The 17,748-nt window shown below is 71.5% G+C and carries 16 protein-coding genes; 4 read left to right on the top strand and 12 right to left on the bottom strand.

The genetic code is table 11. The annotated features are described in order from the left end of the window. Window positions 1-14: 14 nt before the first annotated feature. The 3 genes from ACIB24_RS01920 to mmuM are packed head-to-tail and all read left to right on the top strand — an operon-like array spanning window position 15 to window position 1,330. The gene (locus ACIB24_RS01920) at window positions 15-161 is read left to right on the top strand and encodes a hypothetical protein (protein ID WP_398274346.1); all 147 of its coding nucleotides are present in this window, start codon (window positions 15-17) and stop codon (window positions 159-161) included. Window positions 162-179: 18 nt separating this feature from the next. Continuing rightward, window positions 180-467, top strand: a complete 288-nt coding sequence (locus ACIB24_RS01925) for a DUF4235 domain-containing protein (protein ID WP_398274349.1) — start codon at window positions 180-182, stop codon at window positions 465-467. After that, window positions 467-1,330, top strand: a complete 864-nt coding sequence (gene mmuM / locus ACIB24_RS01930; protein ID WP_398274352.1) for a homocysteine S-methyltransferase — start codon at window positions 467-469, stop codon at window positions 1,328-1,330. Before ACIB24_RS01925 ends, mmuM begins: the two co-directional genes overlap by 1 nt. On the opposite strand, the gene ACIB24_RS01935 is transcribed toward mmuM, so the two are convergent. From ACIB24_RS01935 to ACIB24_RS01950, 4 genes are all read right to left on the bottom strand, one after another. After that, complete coding sequence (locus tag ACIB24_RS01935) at window positions 1,323-4,355, bottom strand: MBG domain-containing protein (RefSeq protein ID WP_398274354.1); 3,033 nt, start codon at window positions 4,353-4,355, stop codon at window positions 1,323-1,325. The genes mmuM and ACIB24_RS01935 overlap by 8 nt on opposite strands. A 158-nt stretch (window positions 4,356-4,513) precedes the next feature. Further along, a complete protein-coding gene (locus ACIB24_RS01940) occupies window positions 4,514-5,824 on the bottom strand; it encodes an MFS transporter (RefSeq protein WP_398274357.1) in 1,311 nt (436 codons plus the stop codon). Next, on the bottom strand, window positions 5,821-6,525 hold the full coding sequence (locus tag ACIB24_RS01945; RefSeq protein ID WP_398274360.1) for a maleylpyruvate isomerase family mycothiol-dependent enzyme: 705 nt from the start codon (window positions 6,523-6,525) through the stop codon (window positions 5,821-5,823). The genes ACIB24_RS01940 and ACIB24_RS01945 overlap by 4 nt, the downstream gene beginning before the upstream one ends. Before the next feature lie 149 nt (window positions 6,526-6,674). After that, window positions 6,675-7,757: an IPT/TIG domain-containing protein gene (locus ACIB24_RS01950; RefSeq protein WP_398274363.1), complete on the bottom strand. Its 1,083-nt coding sequence runs from the start codon at window positions 7,755-7,757 to the stop codon at window positions 6,675-6,677. A 316-nt stretch (window positions 7,758-8,073) separates the two neighbouring features. Here ACIB24_RS01950 and ACIB24_RS01955 point away from each other — a divergent pair, with 316 nt between their 5' ends. Beyond that, window positions 8,074-9,045, top strand: coding sequence for a hypothetical protein (locus tag ACIB24_RS01955; RefSeq protein WP_398274366.1), 972 nt, complete (start codon window positions 8,074-8,076; stop codon window positions 9,043-9,045). Window positions 9,046-9,084: 39 nt separating this feature from the next. Here the strand turns inward: ACIB24_RS01955 and ACIB24_RS01960 are convergent, their stop codons facing one another. From ACIB24_RS01960 to ACIB24_RS01995, 8 genes are all read right to left on the bottom strand, one after another. Beyond that, window positions 9,085-10,575, bottom strand: a complete 1,491-nt coding sequence (locus tag ACIB24_RS01960; protein WP_398274368.1) for a CoA-acylating methylmalonate-semialdehyde dehydrogenase — start codon at window positions 10,573-10,575, stop codon at window positions 9,085-9,087. A 110-nt stretch (window positions 10,576-10,685) separates the two neighbouring features. Then, window positions 10,686-11,783 (bottom strand): ABC transporter substrate-binding protein, encoded by a 1,098-nt coding sequence (locus ACIB24_RS01965; protein ID WP_398276704.1) that lies wholly within the window; start codon window positions 11,781-11,783, stop codon window positions 10,686-10,688. A gap of 96 nt (window positions 11,784-11,879) precedes the next feature. After that, a complete protein-coding gene (locus ACIB24_RS01970; protein ID WP_398274371.1) occupies window positions 11,880-12,644 on the bottom strand; it encodes an ABC transporter permease in 765 nt (254 codons plus the stop codon). Further along, the gene (locus ACIB24_RS01975) at window positions 12,641-13,462 is read right to left on the bottom strand and encodes an ABC transporter ATP-binding protein (RefSeq protein ID WP_398274374.1); all 822 of its coding nucleotides are present in this window, start codon (window positions 13,460-13,462) and stop codon (window positions 12,641-12,643) included. Before ACIB24_RS01975 ends, ACIB24_RS01970 begins: the two co-directional genes overlap by 4 nt. Beyond that, window positions 13,459-14,349 carry an ABC transporter permease gene (locus tag ACIB24_RS01980; RefSeq protein ID WP_398274377.1) on the bottom strand — a complete coding sequence of 297 codons (891 nt, stop codon included), beginning with the start codon at window positions 14,347-14,349 and terminating at the stop codon, window positions 13,459-13,461. Before ACIB24_RS01980 ends, ACIB24_RS01975 begins: the two co-directional genes overlap by 4 nt. Then, window positions 14,346-15,374: a TIGR03842 family LLM class F420-dependent oxidoreductase gene (locus ACIB24_RS01985; protein ID WP_398274380.1), complete on the bottom strand. Its 1,029-nt coding sequence runs from the start codon at window positions 15,372-15,374 to the stop codon at window positions 14,346-14,348. Before ACIB24_RS01985 ends, ACIB24_RS01980 begins: the two co-directional genes overlap by 4 nt. Before the next feature lie 13 nt (window positions 15,375-15,387). Further along, on the bottom strand, window positions 15,388-16,803 hold the full coding sequence (gene hydA, locus ACIB24_RS01990; protein ID WP_398274382.1) for a dihydropyrimidinase: 1,416 nt from the start codon (window positions 16,801-16,803) through the stop codon (window positions 15,388-15,390). A gap of 19 nt (window positions 16,804-16,822) precedes the next feature. Then, window positions 16,823-17,671, bottom strand: a complete 849-nt coding sequence (locus ACIB24_RS01995) for a nitrilase-related carbon-nitrogen hydrolase (RefSeq protein WP_398274385.1) — start codon at window positions 17,669-17,671, stop codon at window positions 16,823-16,825. Window positions 17,672-17,748: the final 77 nt, after the last annotated feature.

The raw sequence follows: 17,748 nt of genomic DNA on the forward strand, positions 1-17,748 counted from the left end.
GCGACCCTGTGACGATGCTGCTGAGGATGCTGCGGGCGCCCGAGGGCGGCGGTCCGAGCCCGCTGGCCCGGCTGACCGCGCTCCTGCTCGTGATCGGGCTCGTCGGCCTCTCCGCGCCGATCATCGTGGTGCTGGCCCGGAAGCTTGCCGCTCTGCTCTGACGTGGGATGGTTGGGAACGTGAAGTCCGTGCTCTGGAAGCTGCTCGCCGCCCTGTCCGCCGTGGCCGCCGCCCGCGCCGCCGACCAGGCCCTGAACCTGACCTGGAAGGGTGTCACCGGCAACCAGCCCCCGACCGTCCCGGAGGACCCGGAGACGACGTGGGCCGAGGCGCTGGCCTGGGCTGCGCTGTCCGGTGCGGTGATCGGCGTGGCCCGGATGCTGTTCGTCCGGCAGGCCGCCGCCTACTACGTGAAGTCGACCGGCGAGATGCCGAAGGCGCTGGCCCGGGACCTGCCCGAGGACTGATGTATCAGTTCGCCGACGCGCTGGCGCGTGGGCCGGTGGTGCTGGACGGCGGGCTCGGTGTCGAGCTCGAACGCCGGGGGCACGACCTGTCCGGGGGCGACTGGTCGGCCCGGATCCTGCGCGACGACCCCGACGCGCTGGTCGAGCTGCACGCCGACTTCCTCGCCGCCGGCGCCCAGGTCACCTCCACCGCGACGTACCAGGCCGGCGACGGCGGGCTGATCCGCGCGGCCGTCGACGCGGCGCGGGCCGCGATCGAGAAGGCGGGCCGGCCGGCCTGGGTGGTCGGGGCGCTCGGTCCCTACGGCGCGCTGCTCGGCGACCTGTCGGAGTTCACGGGCACCTACCTGGACGACGTGAGCCCGGCCTCGCTCGCGGCCGTGCACCGGCCGCGGGTGGCGGCCCTCGTCGACGCCGGGGCGGACGTGATCGGGTTCGAGACCCTGCCCGCGCGGGCCGAGGCGGAGGTGGCGGCCGCGCTGCTGACCGAGACCGGGGTGCCGGGCTGGGTCTCGCTGACGACGGTGACGACGCCGGCCGGTGAGGTGCTGACCCGCCGCGGCGAACCGGCGGCCGAGGTGTACGCCGCGCTGGCCGCCGTCCCCGAGGTCGTGGCCGTCGGCGTGAACTGCACCGACCCGGCCGGGGTGCCCGCCGCGGTGCGGGTGGCGGCCGCGTCAGGGGTACCGGTGGTCGTGTACCCGAACGGCGGGCAGGACTGGACGGACGGCACCCCGCGGGGCGACGCCGGCGTCGCCGGGACCGCCGCCCGCGAGTGGTTGGCCGCGGGCGCCCGCGGGGTCGGCGGCTGCTGCGGGGTCGGGCCCGACCTGCTGGAGCTCATCGCCCGGGAGGTCAGCTGAACAGCAGGCCGGCGTCGTCCTTCGATGCGGTGTAGTCGTCGGTGCCGGCGAACGTGGCGGTGGCCTTCGACAGGGTGAACAGGTACGTCCGCGCACACGTCGCGACGCCCCGGCTGTTCGTCACCGCCGAGCACACCCGGCTGCCGCCCACCGTGAAGGTGACCGTCTGCCCGGCGATCCCGGCGCCGGTGTCGGTGCGGGTGAGGGTGGCCGTCGGGTGCAGGAAGCCGAACACCAGGGGGGTCATGTAGACCGAGGTCGTGGCCTTGTCGACGCTCAGGGTTCCGCCGACGTACTTGACGACGTAGTTCGGTCCCGCATCGGCCCCGGAGCAGGTGACCGCGTGGAGCCCGGCCAGGAGGCCACCGGCCACGCTGCAGGTGGGGGCCTGCAGCAGCTGGTCGTCGCCGACCAGACCGCTGACGCTGTAGGTGAGGGACGGCAGGCCGAGACCGAAGACGGCGGCCTTGTTGTCGGCGGTGACGGTCAGCGGCGCGGGTTTCACCGTGAGGCGGCCCGCGACGGTGGTCAGCGTGTAGTTCCCCCCCGCGTCGGCCCCGGCGCAGGTCACCGGGTAGGTACCGGCGTCCGCGTGCGCACCGGCGACCGCGCAGGTGGGCGCCGTGACCAGCGCGTCCCCGGGCTGCAGTCCGGAGACCCCGTAGGTGAACACCGGGTCCGCGTCGCCGTAGGTCGTGGCCCGGTTGTCGGCGGTGAGGGTGGCCGCCGCCCGGTTCACCGTCAGAGTCCCGGCGACGTAGGCGATGTCGCCGTTCCCGTCGTCGGTCGGGCCGGTGCAGGTGATCGGATAGTCGCCCGCGTCGGTGTGGGGACCGGCCACGCCGCAGGTCACCGGGCCACCCGTCGTGCCGTCCGCCAGCGTGCCGCCGGTGGTGTAGGTGAACTCCGGGTCGGGGTCGCCGTACGTGATGGTCTGGTTGTCGGCCGTCACGGTGGCGTGGGCCGCGGTGACGGTGAGCGTGCCCGGGACGGACGTCACGGTGTAGTCGGGCCCGGCCTCGGCGCCCGTGCAGACGATCGGGTACTCGCCCACGCCGTCGTGCGGCCCGGCGACGGCGCAGACCGGCTCCGCGGTGAGGGTGTCACCGCGCACGAGACCGCTCGTGCTGTACGTGAATCCGGGCAGTTCGGCGCCGAGGGTGACGGTCTGGTTGGCAGCCGCGACCACCACCGCCGACGGCTTCACGGTCAGCGTGCCGGGTACGTAGCTCACCGCGTAGTCCGGGCCGAGGTCGGCGCCGGTACAGGTGATGGCGTACGAGCCGGCGTGGGCATGGGCCGCGCTCACCCCGCAGGTCGGCTCCTGCACCGGCCGGTCCTGACCCAACAGCCCGGTGACCGTGCCCGCGAACGCCGGGTCGTCGTCCCCGTAGGTGACCGACCGGTTGTCGGCGCTCACCACCGCGACGGCCCGGCGCACCGTGAGAGTGCCTGCGGCGTAGGCGATCTGGTAGTTGCCTCCGGCATCGGCGCCGGTGCAGGTGATCGGGTAGGTGCCGGCGGCGGAGTGCTCGCCCGCGACCCCGCACACCGGGGCCTGCAGCAGGTGATCGGCGGCGCGCAGACCGGTCGTGGTGAACGTGAACGCCGGGTCGTCCTCGCCGTAGGTGACCGTCTGGCTGTCGGCCTGGACGGTGACGGGGGCCTGCGTGACCGTCAGCGTGCCGGGGGCGTAGTTCAGCACGTACTTCGGGTCGGCGGCGGCCCCGGCGCAGGTGATCGGGTAGCTGCCGACCGCGGTGTGCGGGGTGGGGACCGTGCACGTCGGTGCCGCGGTCAGCCCGTCGTCGCCGTCGAGGCCGGCCACGGTCCAGCGGGGCGCGGGCTGTTCGGCGCCGAAGGAGACGGTGTAGCTGGTGGCCGCCACCGTGACGTCCTTCAGCCAGTTCACCCCGGCCGAGGCGAACGCCACGCAGGCGTCGCCCTCGGCCGGGCGGTAGCAGGCCGACACCTGGTCGGCGCCACCGGCGGTGCCGCTCAGATTCACCGTGGCCAGCCCGGCCGGGTCGGTGGTGACGGTCGTCGTCTGCGGGTTGACCCCGGTCACCGTCGCCGAGACGGGCGCCCCGGCGACGGGCGCGTGGGTCTTCGCGTCGGTGAGCCGGAACTGGGCCGTGGCCGGCCGGCCGACCTTCACCGGGGCCGTCGGCGACGACACGAGGTCGAGCGTGGCCCCGGCGACCCGCGCCCCGGCCCGGCAGTTCGCCGCCGCATCGGCGACGTACCCGGTGCGCAGGTTGTCGACGAGCGCCGTGCTGTCGTACTGGCCGTCACCGTTGTCGAAGATCGAGAAGTAGACGGAGTGCTGGCCGGGCGTCACCGGCGTCGTGGCGCGCAGCAGGCCCGTCGCACCGTGGCCGCGGTACATCGTGCCGGCCGCATTCGCGGCGCTCATCCCACCGACACCGAGCGCGTTGACGCTGACCACATGGCCCGACGCGTCGAAGGCGAAGTTGTCGGGCGCGGCGATCGTGGTGCCGCTCGTCGTCCAGGTGGTGCGGTCGAGCTCCGCCACGAACCCGTCGTTGTAGGCCTGGCCGACGAAGTCGGGGTACTCCCCCGACAGGAACGTGAAGTCGAACGCCAGGCAGTTCGCCCCGGCGGGCACCGTCACGTCCGCGCGCAGGACGCTGACGTCGAAGGCCTTGTCGCCGCGCCCGGCCACGGGCGTGCTGCTGTAGAGCGTGCCCGGGCCCGGGTCGGCGTTGACGTTCGGGACGTTGAGCGCCGACCCGGTACTGAGCAGGGCGTAGCTCGGACCGTCGGACGGGAACCCGGCGAGCGGGGTGGTCGACGCGGCGTCGGCGTTACCCGCGGCCGGGCGGGTCAGCAACGTCGAGGAGGTGACCACCGTCCCGGGCCCGGCCAGGGCCGGTCCGAGGGTGGCGCCGGTGGGGTCGAGGGTCAGGACGGCGTGAGCGGTCGCGGCCGTGCCGACCACGAGACCGGCGACCAGGCCCGCGAGGACGGCGAGCCGGACCGGACGTAGCGGTCTGGAGGGCATGACGGGATTCCTCTCGGCGCAGCGGGAGCCGCGTTTCCTTGACGTCGCTGAGGGGAATCTGTCCCGATCGTGGCGGTTGAAACCTGATCGGCCGCGAATGTTCTGACGAGTTACCACCACCCGCCCCACGGATCACAGAGGGCCGCAGGTTCCCCAGATCAGCCGGCGTCGGAGCCCACCGGAGGCGGGCCGTCCGGGGCCGGGGTCCGGGCGGGCGCGCGCACCCCGAAGATCGCGAACGCGGCGAGGATGCACAGGCCGCCGGCCAGCCACCAGGCGTCGTCGTAGGAGCCGCTGACCTCGCGGCTCCAGCCCGCCACCTCGGCCGCCACCCCGGCGCCGACCATGTGGGCCGCGAACACCCAGCCGAACGCGATGCTCGAGCGTTCCAGGCCGAACACCTCCCGGCACAGCGCGACCGTCGGCGGCACGGTGGCCACCCAGTCGAGGCCGTAGAAGACGATGAACAGGCCGAGCGGCATGCTCAGGCCGGGGCCCATCAGGGTCGGACCGGCCAGCAGGGCCAGCCCGCGCAGGCCGTAGTACATGAACAGCAGCAGCCGCGGGTCGACGCGGTCGCTCAGCCAGCCCGAGCCGATCGTCCCGACGATGTCGAAGACGCCGACCACGGCCAGCAGCCCGGCCGCGGTGGTGGCGGGCATGCCGTGGTCGTGGGCCATGCCCACGAAGTGGGTCTGGATCAGCCCGTTGGTCGACCAGCCGCAGATGAAGAACGTCCCGGCCAGCAGCCAGAACGCCGGGCTGCGGGCGCCCAGCTTCAGCTCGTTCCAGGCGGCGCGGCCCGCGCCGAGCGCCGGTCCGGCCGGGACGGCGGGCGCCTCGCTCGCGCCGTAGGGCAGGGCCCCGACGTCGGCCGGTCTGTCGATCAACCAGGCCAGGGTGAGCGGGACGAGCACCAGCGCCAGGACGGCGGTCAGCGCGGCCGCCGCCCGCCACCCCTCGTGGGTGGCCAGCCAGGCGACGGCGGGCAGGACGACGAGCTGCCCGGTGGCGTTGGCCGCGGAGAACACGCCCATCACCAGGCCCCGCCGTTCGACGAACCAGGCGTTGGCCACGACCGCGCCGAGCACCAGCGCCATCGATCCGGTGGCGAACCCGATGACCAGCCCCCACAGGACGACGAGCTGCCAGACCTGGGTCATCAGCAGCGTCGCGCCCGACCCGACGGCCACGAAGCTCAGCGCGACGGCGACCACCCGGCCGACACCGAACCGGCCCATCAGGGCGGCGGCGAACGGCGCGGTCAGCCCGAACAGGACGAGGTTGATGCTGACCGCGCCGGAGATGGTGGTCAGGCTCCAGCCGAACTCCTCGTGCACCGGGTCGATCAGCACGCCCGTGCTCGACCGGAATGCGGCGCTGGCCACCAGGGCCAGCAGGGTCACCGCCGCGACCTTCCACGCCGGGTGCAACCCGGTGCGGCTCGGGGTCTCCTGGACGGCGGTCACGGGACGATCCCCGCGGCCAGGACGGCCGCGGCGCAGCCGCGGTCACCGCTGGAGGTGAGGCGGTCGTCGTCCAGCCCGATGCGGTTCCAGAGCAGCAGCAGGACGGCGTCGGGCGGGCCCTCGACGGCGGCCGCCGGCTCGCGGCCGACGGTCCACTCGTGGCCGGCGGTACGCACGGTCAGGCCCGGATCGGGTTCGGCGATGCGGCCGAGGCGGACCTGCCGCGGGTAGAACATCGTGAGGGCCTCGTCGACGGCGTCGAGGGCCGCGGCCGGGTCGAGTTCGTGCTCGAGGCCCTGCGAGTGCGCGGCGTCGTACAGGTGGACGGCGGTCTCGTGGGCCTGGCGACGCGACCAGAAGGCCGCCGTGCGCGGCTTGGGCCCGAAGTGCCAGACGGGGGCGTCCGGGTCGGTCGTGCGCAGCGTCTCGGCGAGGGCGCTCGCGTGCTGCGCGTACCAGGCCGCGAGGTCGCCGTCCGGCGGGGTGTACGGGCCGTCGGGAGAGCCGGCCAGGACGGCGTGCCGGGCCCACTGGTGGATCTCGCCGACGTGGGCGACCAGGTCGGCGAAGGTCCAGCCCGGACAGGCGGCCACGGGCGCGTCGAGGTCGGCCTCCGGGATCAGCGCGGTGAGCGCGGCGGCGTTGCGCTCGAACTGCGCGAGCCCCTGCGCAGGGGTGAGCAACGGGACGGTCGTCGGCATGCGCTCATGGTCGCCCATCGCGGTCCTGAGTTCGAAGCCGATTTCCTGCCACGCTCCCGTCGTCCAAAAGCCCCCGGCCCGGCCTCCCTGGTGAGGGAGACCGGGCCGGAGGGTTCTCGCGTGGTGCGGCTACCTGATCAGGGTGTCGATCAGAAGTTCGCCGCGGTGTAGGTGGCGCTGCGGGAGATCACCGTGGTGACACCGCCCGTGGCGACCTTCGCCAGGTCCGAACCCGCGGTGGTACCGCGCTTCAGGATCTGGATGCTGTAGGCACCGGACAGGTTGCTGGGCGTCCGGCAGGACAGCGTGGTGTCGTTCTCGATCACGATGTTGGTGCACAGCGCCGCCGAGATCGTGTCGGCCGCGGCGCGGGTGGTGCCACCGGGGACGAACTCGATCACGTAGTTGCTGTCGGCCGCACCGAAGGTCATCGAGGAGAAGCCCTTACCGACGAGCTCGACGCCCACGGCGGTGCTGGCCTTGCCGAAGCTCGGCGACGCCTTGAGGACCGACTGGTAGGTGACGGTCTGGTCGGCCGAGGTGACCCCGCCGTACTCGGTCGTGACCTTGATGGCCTTGCCGGAACCGGCGGCGCCCGCCGGGATCGACGCGGTCACCTTCGTGTCGCTGACGAACTTGGTCACCGCGGCGGTGCCGGCGACGCTGACCACCGTCTTCTTGGTGAAGTTGGTGCCCTCGACGGTCAGCGTCGTGCCACCGAACGTGGAGGTGGACACGGCCTGCGCGCCGCCACCCTCGGTGTTGCCGTTGACCTTGGTGATGGTCGGGGCGTCGCCGACCGTGTACTTGGCCGAGCCGACGATCGTGTTGGCCGAACCGACCGCGGCGTCACCCAGGCAGACGTAGCCGGCGCCCGCGGCCAGGCTCAGGCTGCCCGGGACGACGAGGACGGCCTTGGTCGCCGAGACGACGGTCAGGCCGGTGGTGAAGTTCGAGTAGCCCGCGGCGCTGGAGGGCGTGCCGTCCGCACAGGCGGCGGTCGTGTAGTAGGCGGAGACCGCGACGGCCGTGCCGTCGGCGTCCGTGAGGCCCTTGCCCTTGATGGTCAGGGTGTCGCCACCGGCGGTGGAGCCGGACGCGGGGGTGATGGTCATCGCGGGGACGGTCGCGGCCGACGAGTTGCCCGCGAGGGCGACGGTACCGGCGACGACGAGACCAGCGGCCAGGGTCGCACCCAGGACGCGCTTCGTGGTGATGCGAGGCTTGCGCATGAGGAACTCTCTTCCGTGAGATGGGCGGGCCGTTCCGTGGCCCTCGTACCGAGTCCGTATGGACCCATCGGGAGAGCCCATCGGCGGCCGCCCCCGGGTGTTGATGAAGGTCCCGGTGCCCTCACCCGGTTGGCTCACGCGGCGTGCGGGGCGGATTGCTGTGAGCGACTCAGGCACCCGTTCGAGGCCGCCACTCGCTCCGTTTCGTGTTGATCGGGGTAGATCTGCACCCCTCCAGGGGCCTGGAAACGACCCACTGTGGGTTATCCACAGGCGTCCTCCGGCCCGACGCTCCATCAGCGTCAAGCTGGACCTCGTGCTCAGACCGTGTGACCGCGCGCTCGGTCTGGCCTCCGACCAAGCAGGCGCCGTCAGCGCGAGCCAGCTGTACGCGGTCGGGGTCACGGCCAAGCAGGTTCGGGTAGCCGTGCGGGCCCGGCGATGGCGGCGGGTGCTGCCCGGCGTGTTCGTCGTATTCACCGGCCCCCTACCGGACCTGACCCGGGTGTGGTGCGCCCTGCTCTACGCAGGGGCCGGGGCGACGGCGTCCCACGGCACCGCCCTCTGGCTGCACGACGGCGCCGAACGCGGTACACCACTGCCCCGCCCGATCGAGCTGAGCGTGCCGCACGAGCGGAAGGTCAAAGCCCCGGCCGGCGTCGTCGTCCACCGTCGCCGGAAGCTGCCCGACTCATGGGGTTCGCCACCGCGGCTGCGAGTCGAGCCGACCGTTCTCGACCTCGCCGAGGCGGCCCACGGGGAAGATGCAGCCCTCGAGCCGGTGCTTCGCGCGATCCAGCGACGACTGACCAAAGCGTCCCGGCTCCGAACCGAACTCGGCCGCCGGGGCCGCCACCGCTGGCGAGGTCTGCTCACCGAGGTGCTCGCCGAGGAAAACGACGGGGTGACCACTCCCCTCGAACTGCGGTACGCCCGCGATGTCGAACGCGCCCACCGGTTACCGAAGGCGGAGCGCAACCGACCGGAGGGCGCGAACGGACGACGGCGGTATCGGGACAACCGGTACGTCGAGTTCGGACTGGTGGTCGAGTTGGACGGCGAGGAGGCTCATCCGCGCGACGACGCCCACCTCGACCGGCGCCGGGACAACGCGGTCACCGTGATGCAGCAGGGCACGCTGCGCTACGGATGGCGCGAGGTGACCGGTCTGCGCTGCGCGACGGCCGACGAGGTCGCCCGCGCGCTGCAGCACCGAGGCTGGACGGGTCGGGCGCATCCCTGCGGGCTGGGTTGCCGGCTACCGGGCACCTGGACACGTCTGGGGTAGTTCCGGGCCCCCATGAGGGCCCGGGCCTTCCCCACTCGCTCAGCGGGTACGGGGGAAGCCCAGGTCGACGGTGGACGTGGCCGGGTCGGGCCAGCGGGACGTGACGACCTTGCCGCGGGTGTAGAAGTTCATCCCCTCCGGCCCGTACATGTGGGTGTCACCGAACAGCGACGCCTTCCAGCCGCCGAACGAGTAGTAGGCGACCGGGACCGGGATCGGCACGTTGATGCCGACCATGCCGACCTCGATCTCGAACTGGAACCGGCGGGCCGCACCGCCGTCGCGGGTGAAGATCGCGACGCCGTTGGCGAACGGGTTCGAGTTCACCAGCTCCACAGCCTCGTCGTAGGTCTCGGCCCGCACCACGCTCAGCACGGGGCCGAAGATCTCGTCGGTGTACACGCTCATCGACGGCGTCACCCCGTCGACCAGCGTGGGCCCGACGAAGAAGCCGGACGACGGGAGGTCCCCCTCGCGGCCGTCGACCACCACGGTCGCGCCGGCCTGCGCCCCGGCCTCGATGTACGACAGGACCCGGTCGCGCGACTCGGCGGTGATCAGGGGGCCCATCTCGGAGTCGGGGTCGGTACCCGCACCGACGCGCAGCTTGGGCAGCCGGGCGGCGATCGCCTCGACCAGCGCGTCGCCGATGTCGCCGACCGCGACGGTCACCGAGACGGCCATGCAGCGCTCGCCCGCGGAACCGTAGGCGGCGCTGACCGCGGCGTCCGCGGCCAGGTCGACGTCGGCGTCGGGCAGCACGACCATGTGGTTCTTGGCGCCGCCGAGCGCCTGCACCCGCTTGCCGTGGGCGGTGCCGCGCTCGTAGATGTACCTCGCGATCGGGGTGGAGCCGACGAAACTGATCGCGGCGACGTCGGGGTGCTCGAGCAGGCCGTCGACGGCGACCTTGTCACCGTGCAGCACGGTGAACACGCCGTCGGGCAGGCCGGCCTTCTTCCACAGCTCGGCCAGGAAGAGCGACGCGCTCGGGTCCTTCTCGGACGGCTTGCAGATGAAGGCGTTCCCGCACGCGATGGCGTTGGCGCACATCCAGATCGGGACCATCGCGGGGAAGTTGAACGGGGTGATGCCGGCCACCACGCCGAGCGGCTGCCGGATCGAGTACACGTCGACGCCGGTCGCGGCCTGCTCGCTGAACCCGCCCTTCAGCAGCTGCGGGACGCCGCACGCGAACTCGACGTTCTCCAGCGCGCGGGCGATCTCGCCGGCCGCGTCGGACAGGACCTTGCCGTGCTCGGCCGTCACGATCCGCCCGAGTTCCTCGGCGTGATCGTGCAACAGCTGGCGGAACGCGAACAGGACGGCCGAGCGGGTCGAGAGGGACGACGTCCGCCAGGTCTTCGCCGCCGCCTTGGCCGAGGCGACGGCCGCGTCGACCTCGGACGGCGAGGCCAGGTCGACCGCGCCGGTCACCTCACCCGTGGCCGGGTCGTAGACATCGGCCGTACGGCCCGAGGTTCCCGCCACCGGGGCGCCGTCGATCCAGTGGGTGATGCGCGTGACCATGTCCTGCTCCTCGACCTTCGGTGCGTGGGTCCGGCCCGCCGCCCGCCCGGAGACGGGCGGCGGACCGGTCGTACTGCGCCTACCAGTGTGCGCCTCGAACCGAGGGGCGACTACGCCCCACCGGCCTCCAGGGTCACCGTCTCCGGCTTGTACGAGGAGCCGGTGGTGTCGACCCCGTCGGCCTTCAGCTCGGCCAGCGCCTTGGTGACGTAGTCGTTGGTGTAGGCGTCGGCGTCGGGGGCCTTGGTGAGAACCGTCTTGCCCTCGGCGTTCTTGGTGTCCTGGGCGATCTTCACGGTCTGGTCCCAGGCGGCGGTGTCGATCGTGCCCGCCCCGTTGGTGGCCGGCCAGATCAGCTTGTTGATCTCGTTCATCTGCCAGAGCTGGTGGCTGGCGCCCAGCTTCGAGCCCTTGGCCACGACGATGTCACGGCACTTCTCGACGTTGTCCCGGCAGTAGGCCCAGCCCTTGAGGCTCGCGGCGATGAACTTCACGGTCTGGTCCTGGTAGGCCGAGTCGCTCTTCAGCTTCTCCGTGTTCGCCCAGATGGCGTCCTGGAGCATCGCCGTGCCCTCGTCGTTCCAGTTGATCGCGTTGAAGTCGTCGGCGGTGTAGAGCTTTCCGGTCTTCGGGTTCTTCGCCTCGAGCACCTGGGCGTACTCGTTGTAGATCATCGCCTGGGCCGCGTCGATGTCGCCCTTCAGCAGGGCGTTCATGTCGAACTGCTGCTGCACGAGCTTGACGTCCTTGCCCGGGTTGAGCCCGGCCTTGGTCATGCCCGCGAACAGCTCGTACTCGTTGCCGAAGCCCCAGTTGCCGACCTTCTTGCCCTTCAGGTCGGCCGCGGTGGTGATGTTCTTGTCCTTGAACGAGACCTGCAGCGTCCCGGAGCGCTGGAAGACCTGCGCCACGTCGGTGATGCCCGCACCGGCCTCCCGCGAGGCGAGCGCCTTCGGCACCCACGCGATCGCGTAGTCGGCCTTGTTCTGGGCCAGGACGGTCTGCGGGACGATGTCGACGCCGCCCTCGAGGATGGTCACGTCGAGCCCGGCGTCCTTGTAGTAGCCCTGGTCGAGGGCCGCGAAGTACCCGGCGAACTGGGCCTGGGTGAACCACTGCAGCTGCAGCTTGACGTCGGTCAGGGCGCCCGGGTCGGTGGCGGCGGTGTCACCTCCCGAGGAGGTCGTGCTGCAGGCGGCGAGGCCCATCACGGTCAGGGTGGCCCCGAGACCCACGAGGGCCCGGCGGCGGAGACTGCTTCTCACGGATTTCCTCTTTCCGTAGAACGGTTTTCGTAGGAGAACTCAGGCCTGCTCGACCGCACGGCCCCGCGTCGCCAGTCGCTCGGCACCGAGCGAGACGACGTAGAACACCAGCCCCAGACCGATGGCGGCCACCACGTACGCCCAGGCGCGGGCGTAGGCGGTGTTCGACGCGGCGGAGGTGATCCTGCTGCCCAGGCCGTTCTGCAGGCCGCCGAAGTACTCGGCCACGACCGCGGAGATGACAGCAAGCGAGGAGGCCACGCGGACGCCGGTGAACAGGTACGGCACCGCACCCGGGAGCCGGACCACGCGGGTCGTCTCCCAGGCGCTCGCGGCGTAGCTGCGCAAGAGTTCGGCGTGCACGGGCTCGATCCGGGTCAGGCCGCGGACCGTGGTCACGAAGACCGGGAAGAAGGCCACGACGGTCACGACGATCCGCCGGGGCAGGTCGCTGTCGGCCGCGAACATGATGAACAGCACCGGGGCCAGCGCGACGATCGGCATCGCGGCGACCCCGGAGGCCAGCGGGGTGAGCAGGCGCTGCAGCACCGGCACCCACACGGCCAGGACCGCCACGACGACGGCCAGGACGATGCCCACCAGCAGCCCGATCAACGCGTTGAGCCCACTGGCGACGGTGACGTCGAGGATGTCGGATGCGTTCTCGTGCACCTGTTCCCAGATCGCGGTCGGGCTGGGCAGCAGGTAGCCGGGGATGTCCTGCAGGTCGACGGCCAACTGCCAGACCAGCAGGACGAGCGCGCCGAAGGCGACCGGCGTCAGGACCCTCCGCAGCAACGTCATCGCAGGTCCACCCCGCGCAACGGCGCATCCGGGTCGCTCGGATGCCCGCGCAGCGCCTCACGGACCGCGGTCACGGCGGCGAAGAAGTCGCCCGCCTCGCGGGTGTCCTCGGTGCGCTCGCCCAGGCTCACCGGCACGATCTCGGCGATCCGGCCCGGCCGCGGCGACATCACGACGACCCGGTCGGACAGGTAGACCGCCTCGGGGATGGAGTGGGTCACGAAGACGACCGCGCAGCCGGTCGCGGCGGCCAGCCGGAGCAGCTCGCCCTGCATGCGTTCCCGGGTCATCTCGTCGAGCGCGCCGAACGGCTCGTCCATCAGGAGGAGGCGTGGCTGCTCGGCGAGCGAGCGGGCGATGGCGACACGCTGCTGCATGCCGCCCGACAGCTGCTCGGGACGGTGGTTCGCGAAGTCGGTCAGGCCGACGGTCTCCAGCAGTTCGTCGGCGCGGGCCCGGCGCTGGGCCTTCTTCGTCCCGTGCAGTTCCAGCGGCAGCTCGATGTTCGCGCGCACGGTGCGCCAGGGCAGCAGGCCGGCGGCCTGGAAGGCGATGCCGTAGTCCTGGTCGACGCGGGCCTGCTTCGCGGTCTTGCCGAACACCGCGACCGTGCCGGACGTCGGCTGCTCGAGGTCGGCGACGATGCGCATCAGCGTGCTCTTGCCGCAGCCGGACGGCCCGATGAGCGAGACGAACTCACCCGGCGCCACCGTCAGGTCGATGCCCTCCAGCGCGGTGACCGATGCGCTCGTGCCGGCCCCGAACGTCTTGTCCACCGCGCTCAGGTGGACGGCGGGGATCGGGGCTTCCTCGGTCATCGGGCTCCTGCCGGCTGGAATCGGGAGAGGGAGAGGTCGAGCAGTCCGACCAGGCCCGCGACCACCAGACCGAGCACGGCCGCGCCGAGCAACGCCGTCCACGGCTTGGCCGGATCACCGGTCGCGGACTGGGCGTACTCGATGATGAGACGCCCGATGCCGCCCCGCGTCCCGGTCGAGATCTCGGCGACGATCGCGCCGATCACCGACGCGGCGGCGCCGAGCCTCAGGGCCGGGATCAGGTGCCCGACGCTGGCCGGCAGCCGCAGGTGCAGCAGGGTCTGCCAGTAGGAGGCCGCGTAGCTGTGCATCAACCCGAGCTGCGCGGCCTGGGGCGACTCCAACCCGCGCAGCAGGCCCACCGCGACCGGGAAGAAGGCCAGGTACCCGGAGATCACGGCCACCGACATCCACGGCTGCCACGGCTGCCCGAACACGGCGAGGTTGCCGCCCCAGCCGACGACGACCGGGGCGATGGCCACGAGCGGCACCGTCTGGCTGACGATCACGTAGGGCAGCAGGGCGTCCTGGGCGGTGCGGAACCGCTGCATCAGCAAGGCCAGCAGCCCACCGACGAGGACACCCCCGACCCACCCGGCGAAGGCCACGCGGAACGAGAACCAGCCGGCCAGCAGCACCGCCACGAACACGGAATGGCTGCCCGGGGTGGAGATCTCGGGCTGGGTGAAGCGGTCCAGGATCTGCCAGACGTGCGGCATGGAGACGTCGTCGGCGCGCGGCAGCAGCCGGACGTCGTGCACGGACCACCCGTCGGGCGAGCCCACGGCCTTGTACCCCTCCCACAGGAGGACGAGCAACGCCACCGCCAGCAGCCCGTACCCGAACGAGACCAGGGCGGGCAGGGCCCGACCCCGAAGGGTTCTCACGACTTGGCCGTCACGGTGTCGCGCACCGCCGGGATCACCGTCTCGCCGTACGCCTCGAGGGTCTGGGCCTTCCCGTCGTGCTGGAGGTAGACCGCGAACTGGTCCACGCCGAGGGCTTTCAGCTCCTCGAGCCGCTCGATGTGCGCCTTCGCGTCGCCCAGGATGCAGAACCGGTCGACCACCTCGTCGGGGACGAAGGCGGCGTGCGTGTTCCCGGCCTGACCGTGCTGGTTGTAGTCGTAGCCCTCCCGGGCCTTGATGTAGTCGGTCAGGGCGGTCGGCACGCCGCCGCCCTCGCCGTAGCGGGCCACGATGTCGGCCACGTGGTTGCCGACCATGCCGCCGAACCAGCGCGTCTGGTCGCGCATGTGCGCCATCGACTCGGGGCTGCCGTCCCCCACGTACGCCGGTGCGGCGACGCAGATCTTGACGGACGCCGGGTCGCGGCCCGCCGCTTCGGCGGCCCGGCGGACCGCGGAGATGGTCCACTCCGCGATCGCCGGGTCGGCCAGCTGCAGGATGAAGCCGTCGGCGACCTCACCGGTCAGGGCCAGCGCCTTCGGCCCGTACGCCGCCACCCACACGTCGAGCCGGGAGTCCCGACCCCACGGGAACTGCAACGTCGACCCGTTGATGTCGACCGCCCGCCCGTTGGCGAGTTCCCGGATCACGTGGATGCTCTCGCGCAGCGTCGCCAGCGTCGTGGGCTTGCCGTTCAGCACCCGCACGGCCGAGTCGCCCCGGCCGATCCCGCAGATCGTCCGGTTGCCGAACATCTCGTTCAGCGTGGCGTGCAACGACGCGGTCACCGACCAGTCCCGGGTGGCCGGGTTGGTCACCATCGGCCCGACCACCACCTTGCGGGTGGCGGCCAGGATCTGGCTGTAGATGACGTACGGCTCCTCCCAGAGCAGGTGGGAGTCGAACGTCCAGACGTGGCTGAACCCGAGAGTCTCCGCCTGCCGGGCGAGTTCGACCACCCGCGAGGCGGGCGGGTTGGTCTGCAGGACGACGCCGATATCCACTGTCGATGACCTCTCAGAGCAGGTTCTGCGAGAGGGCGCGCTTGACGAACCGGCCGTGCCCCTTCGTCCCCACGTAACCGGACTCGTCCTTGATCACCGTGCCGCGGGACAGCACGACGTCGACGTGACCGTCGATCTCGTACCCCTCCCAGGCCGAGTAGTCCATGTTCATGTGGTGCGTGTCGACGCTGATCGACGTATGGCCGTTCGGGTCGTACACCACGATGTCGGCGTCGGCGCCCGGGGCGATGACCCCCTTCGGGCCGTACAGCCCGAACATCCGCGCCGGGGTGGTGCAGCAGACGTCGACCCACTTCTCCAGGCTGATCTTGCCGTCCTTGACGCCCTGGAAGAGCAGGTCCATCCGGTGCTCGACCGACCCGATGCCGTTGGGGATCTTCGAGAAGTCGCCGATGCCCAGCTCCTTCTGGTCCTTCATGCAGAACGGGCAGTGGTCGGTGGAGACCGTGGTGACGTCGCCCGTGCGGATGTACTTCCACAGCTCGTCCTGGTGGCCCTCGGCCCGCGAGCGCAGCGGCGTCGAGCAGACCCACTTGGCGCCCTCGAAACCGGGGGCCCCGAGCTGCTCCTCGAGCGACAGGTACAGGTACTGCGGGCAGGTCTCACCGAACACGTTCATCCCGGCGTTGCGGGCCTCGGCGATGCGGGCGAGGGCCTGCTTGGCCGACACGTGCACGACGTACAGCGGGGCGCCGGTGATGTCGGCCAGCATCACCGCGCGGTGGGTGGCCTCCTGCTCGGTCTGCCAGGGCCGGGTGACGCCGTGGTAGTACGGGTCGGTCTCGCCGCGGGCCAGCGCCTGCTGGACGAGAACGTCGATGGCCGAACCATTCTCGGCGTGCATCATGATCAGGCCGCCGTTGCCGGCGGCGGTCTGCATGGCCCGTACGATCTGGCCGTCGCTGGACAGGAAGACCCCCGGGTAGGCCATGAACAGCTTGAAGCTGGTGACCCCCTCGCCGATCAGCTCGTCCATCGCCTTGAGCGACTCGTCGTTCACGTCGCCGATGATCTGGTGGAAGGCGTAGTCGACGGCGCAGTTGCCGGCCGCCTTCTCGTGCCAGACGGCCAGCTGGTCCTGGACGCTCTGGCCGTAGGTCTGCACCGCGAAGTCGACGATCGTCGTCGTCCCGCCCCAGGCCGCGGCCCGGCTGCCCGTCTCGAAGGTGTCGGAGGCGAAGGTGCCGCCGAAGGGCAGCTCCATGTGGGTGTGCGCGTCGATGCCGCCCGGGATCACGTACTTCCCGGTCGCGTCGATCACCTGCGCCGCGCCGGCCGCGACGTCACCCAGCACCGACGTCCCGGGGGCCAGCAGCGCGACGATGCGTTCGCCGTCCACCAGCACGTCCTGCAGGCTCGACCCGGTCGAGCTCACCACGGTGCCGCCGCGGATCAGTGTGGTGCTCATGCCTGTCAGCTCCTTCGCGTCACGGCTTGGGGATGGACGTGTAGCTCTCCGGACGGCGGTCGCGGTAGAACTGCCAGTCGTTGCGCACCCTACGGATCATGTCGAGGTCGAGGTCGCGCACCACCAGCTCCTCGGTCTCCGACGAACCCATCGGCCCGACGAGATTGCCCTGCGGGTCGACGAACTGGCTGGAGCCGTAGAACGTGACCGCCAGGTCGCCGTACTCGTTGTCCTCGGTGCCGACCCGGTTCGGCGCGGCCACGAAGTAGCCGTTGGCGGCCGCCGCGGCCGGCTGCTCGATCTCCCAGAGCCGGTTCGACAGGCCGGGTTTGGTGGCGTTGGGGTTGAACACGATCTGCGCGCCGTTGAGGCCCAGCTCGCGCCAGCCCTCGGGGAAGTGCCGGTCGTAGCAGATGTAGACGCCGACCTTGCCCACCGCGGTGTCGAACACCGGGTAGCCGAGGTTGCCGGGGCGGAAGTAGAACTTCTCCCAGAACTTGTCGAGGTTCGGGATGTGGTGCTTGCGGTACTTGCCGAGGATCGAGCCGTCGGCGTCGACCACCACCGCGGTGTTGTAGTAGACGCCGGGCATGTCCTCCTCGTAGATCGGGAGGATCATCACGATGCCCAGGTCCTTGGCCAGGGCCGCGAACCGCTGCACGATCGGGCCGTCGGCGGGTTCGGCGAAGTCGTAGTACTTCGCGTCCTCGGTGATGCCGAAGTACGGCCCGTAGAACAGCTCCTGGAAGCAGACGATCCGCGCCCCCTGCGACGCCGCGTCGCGTGCGAAGCCCTCGTGCTTGGCGATCATCGATTCCTTGTCGCCCGTCCACGTCGTCTGGCTGATCGCCGCCCGCACCACTGTCATGACCACTCCTCTCGCGAACGATGTGTGATTCTGCTGGCTGAACATTTCGGACTCATCAACGACGCACCGCTGCCGTG

Origin of the sequence: Spongisporangium articulatum (genome assembly GCF_044465595.1) — a bacterium.
In the GTDB taxonomy this organism is placed as follows: domain Bacteria; phylum Actinomycetota; class Actinomycetes; order Actinomycetales; family Kineosporiaceae; genus Spongisporangium; species Spongisporangium articulatum.

Excerpts from the sequence above, each read along its gene's own strand:
- ACIB24_RS01920 (WP_398274346.1), top strand. The coding sequence starts at position 15 with ATGCTGCTGAGGATGCTGCGGGCGCCCGAGGGCGGCGGTCCGAGCCCG.
- mmuM (WP_398274352.1), top strand. The coding sequence starts at position 467 with ATGTATCAGTTCGCCGACGCGCTGGCGCGTGGGCCGGTGGTGCTGGAC.
- ACIB24_RS01935 (WP_398274354.1), bottom strand. The coding sequence starts at position 4,355 with ATGCCCTCCAGACCGCTACGTCCGGTCCGGCTCGCCGTCCTCGCGGGC.
- ACIB24_RS01945 (WP_398274360.1), bottom strand. The coding sequence starts at position 6,525 with ATGCCGACGACCGTCCCGTTGCTCACCCCTGCGCAGGGGCTCGCGCAG.
- ACIB24_RS01950 (WP_398274363.1), bottom strand. The coding sequence starts at position 7,757 with ATGCGCAAGCCTCGCATCACCACGAAGCGCGTCCTGGGTGCGACCCTG.
- ACIB24_RS01960 (WP_398274368.1), bottom strand. The coding sequence starts at position 10,575 with ATGGTCACGCGCATCACCCACTGGATCGACGGCGCCCCGGTGGCGGGA.
- ACIB24_RS01965 (WP_398276704.1), bottom strand. The coding sequence starts at position 11,783 with ATGGGCCTCGCCGCCTGCAGCACGACCTCCTCGGGAGGTGACACCGCC.
- ACIB24_RS01970 (WP_398274371.1), bottom strand. The coding sequence starts at position 12,644 with ATGACGTTGCTGCGGAGGGTCCTGACGCCGGTCGCCTTCGGCGCGCTC.
- ACIB24_RS01975 (WP_398274374.1), bottom strand. The coding sequence starts at position 13,462 with ATGACCGAGGAAGCCCCGATCCCCGCCGTCCACCTGAGCGCGGTGGAC.
- hydA (WP_398274382.1), bottom strand. The coding sequence starts at position 16,803 with ATGAGCACCACACTGATCCGCGGCGGCACCGTGGTGAGCTCGACCGGG.
- ACIB24_RS01995 (WP_398274385.1), bottom strand. The coding sequence starts at position 17,671 with ATGACAGTGGTGCGGGCGGCGATCAGCCAGACGACGTGGACGGGCGAC.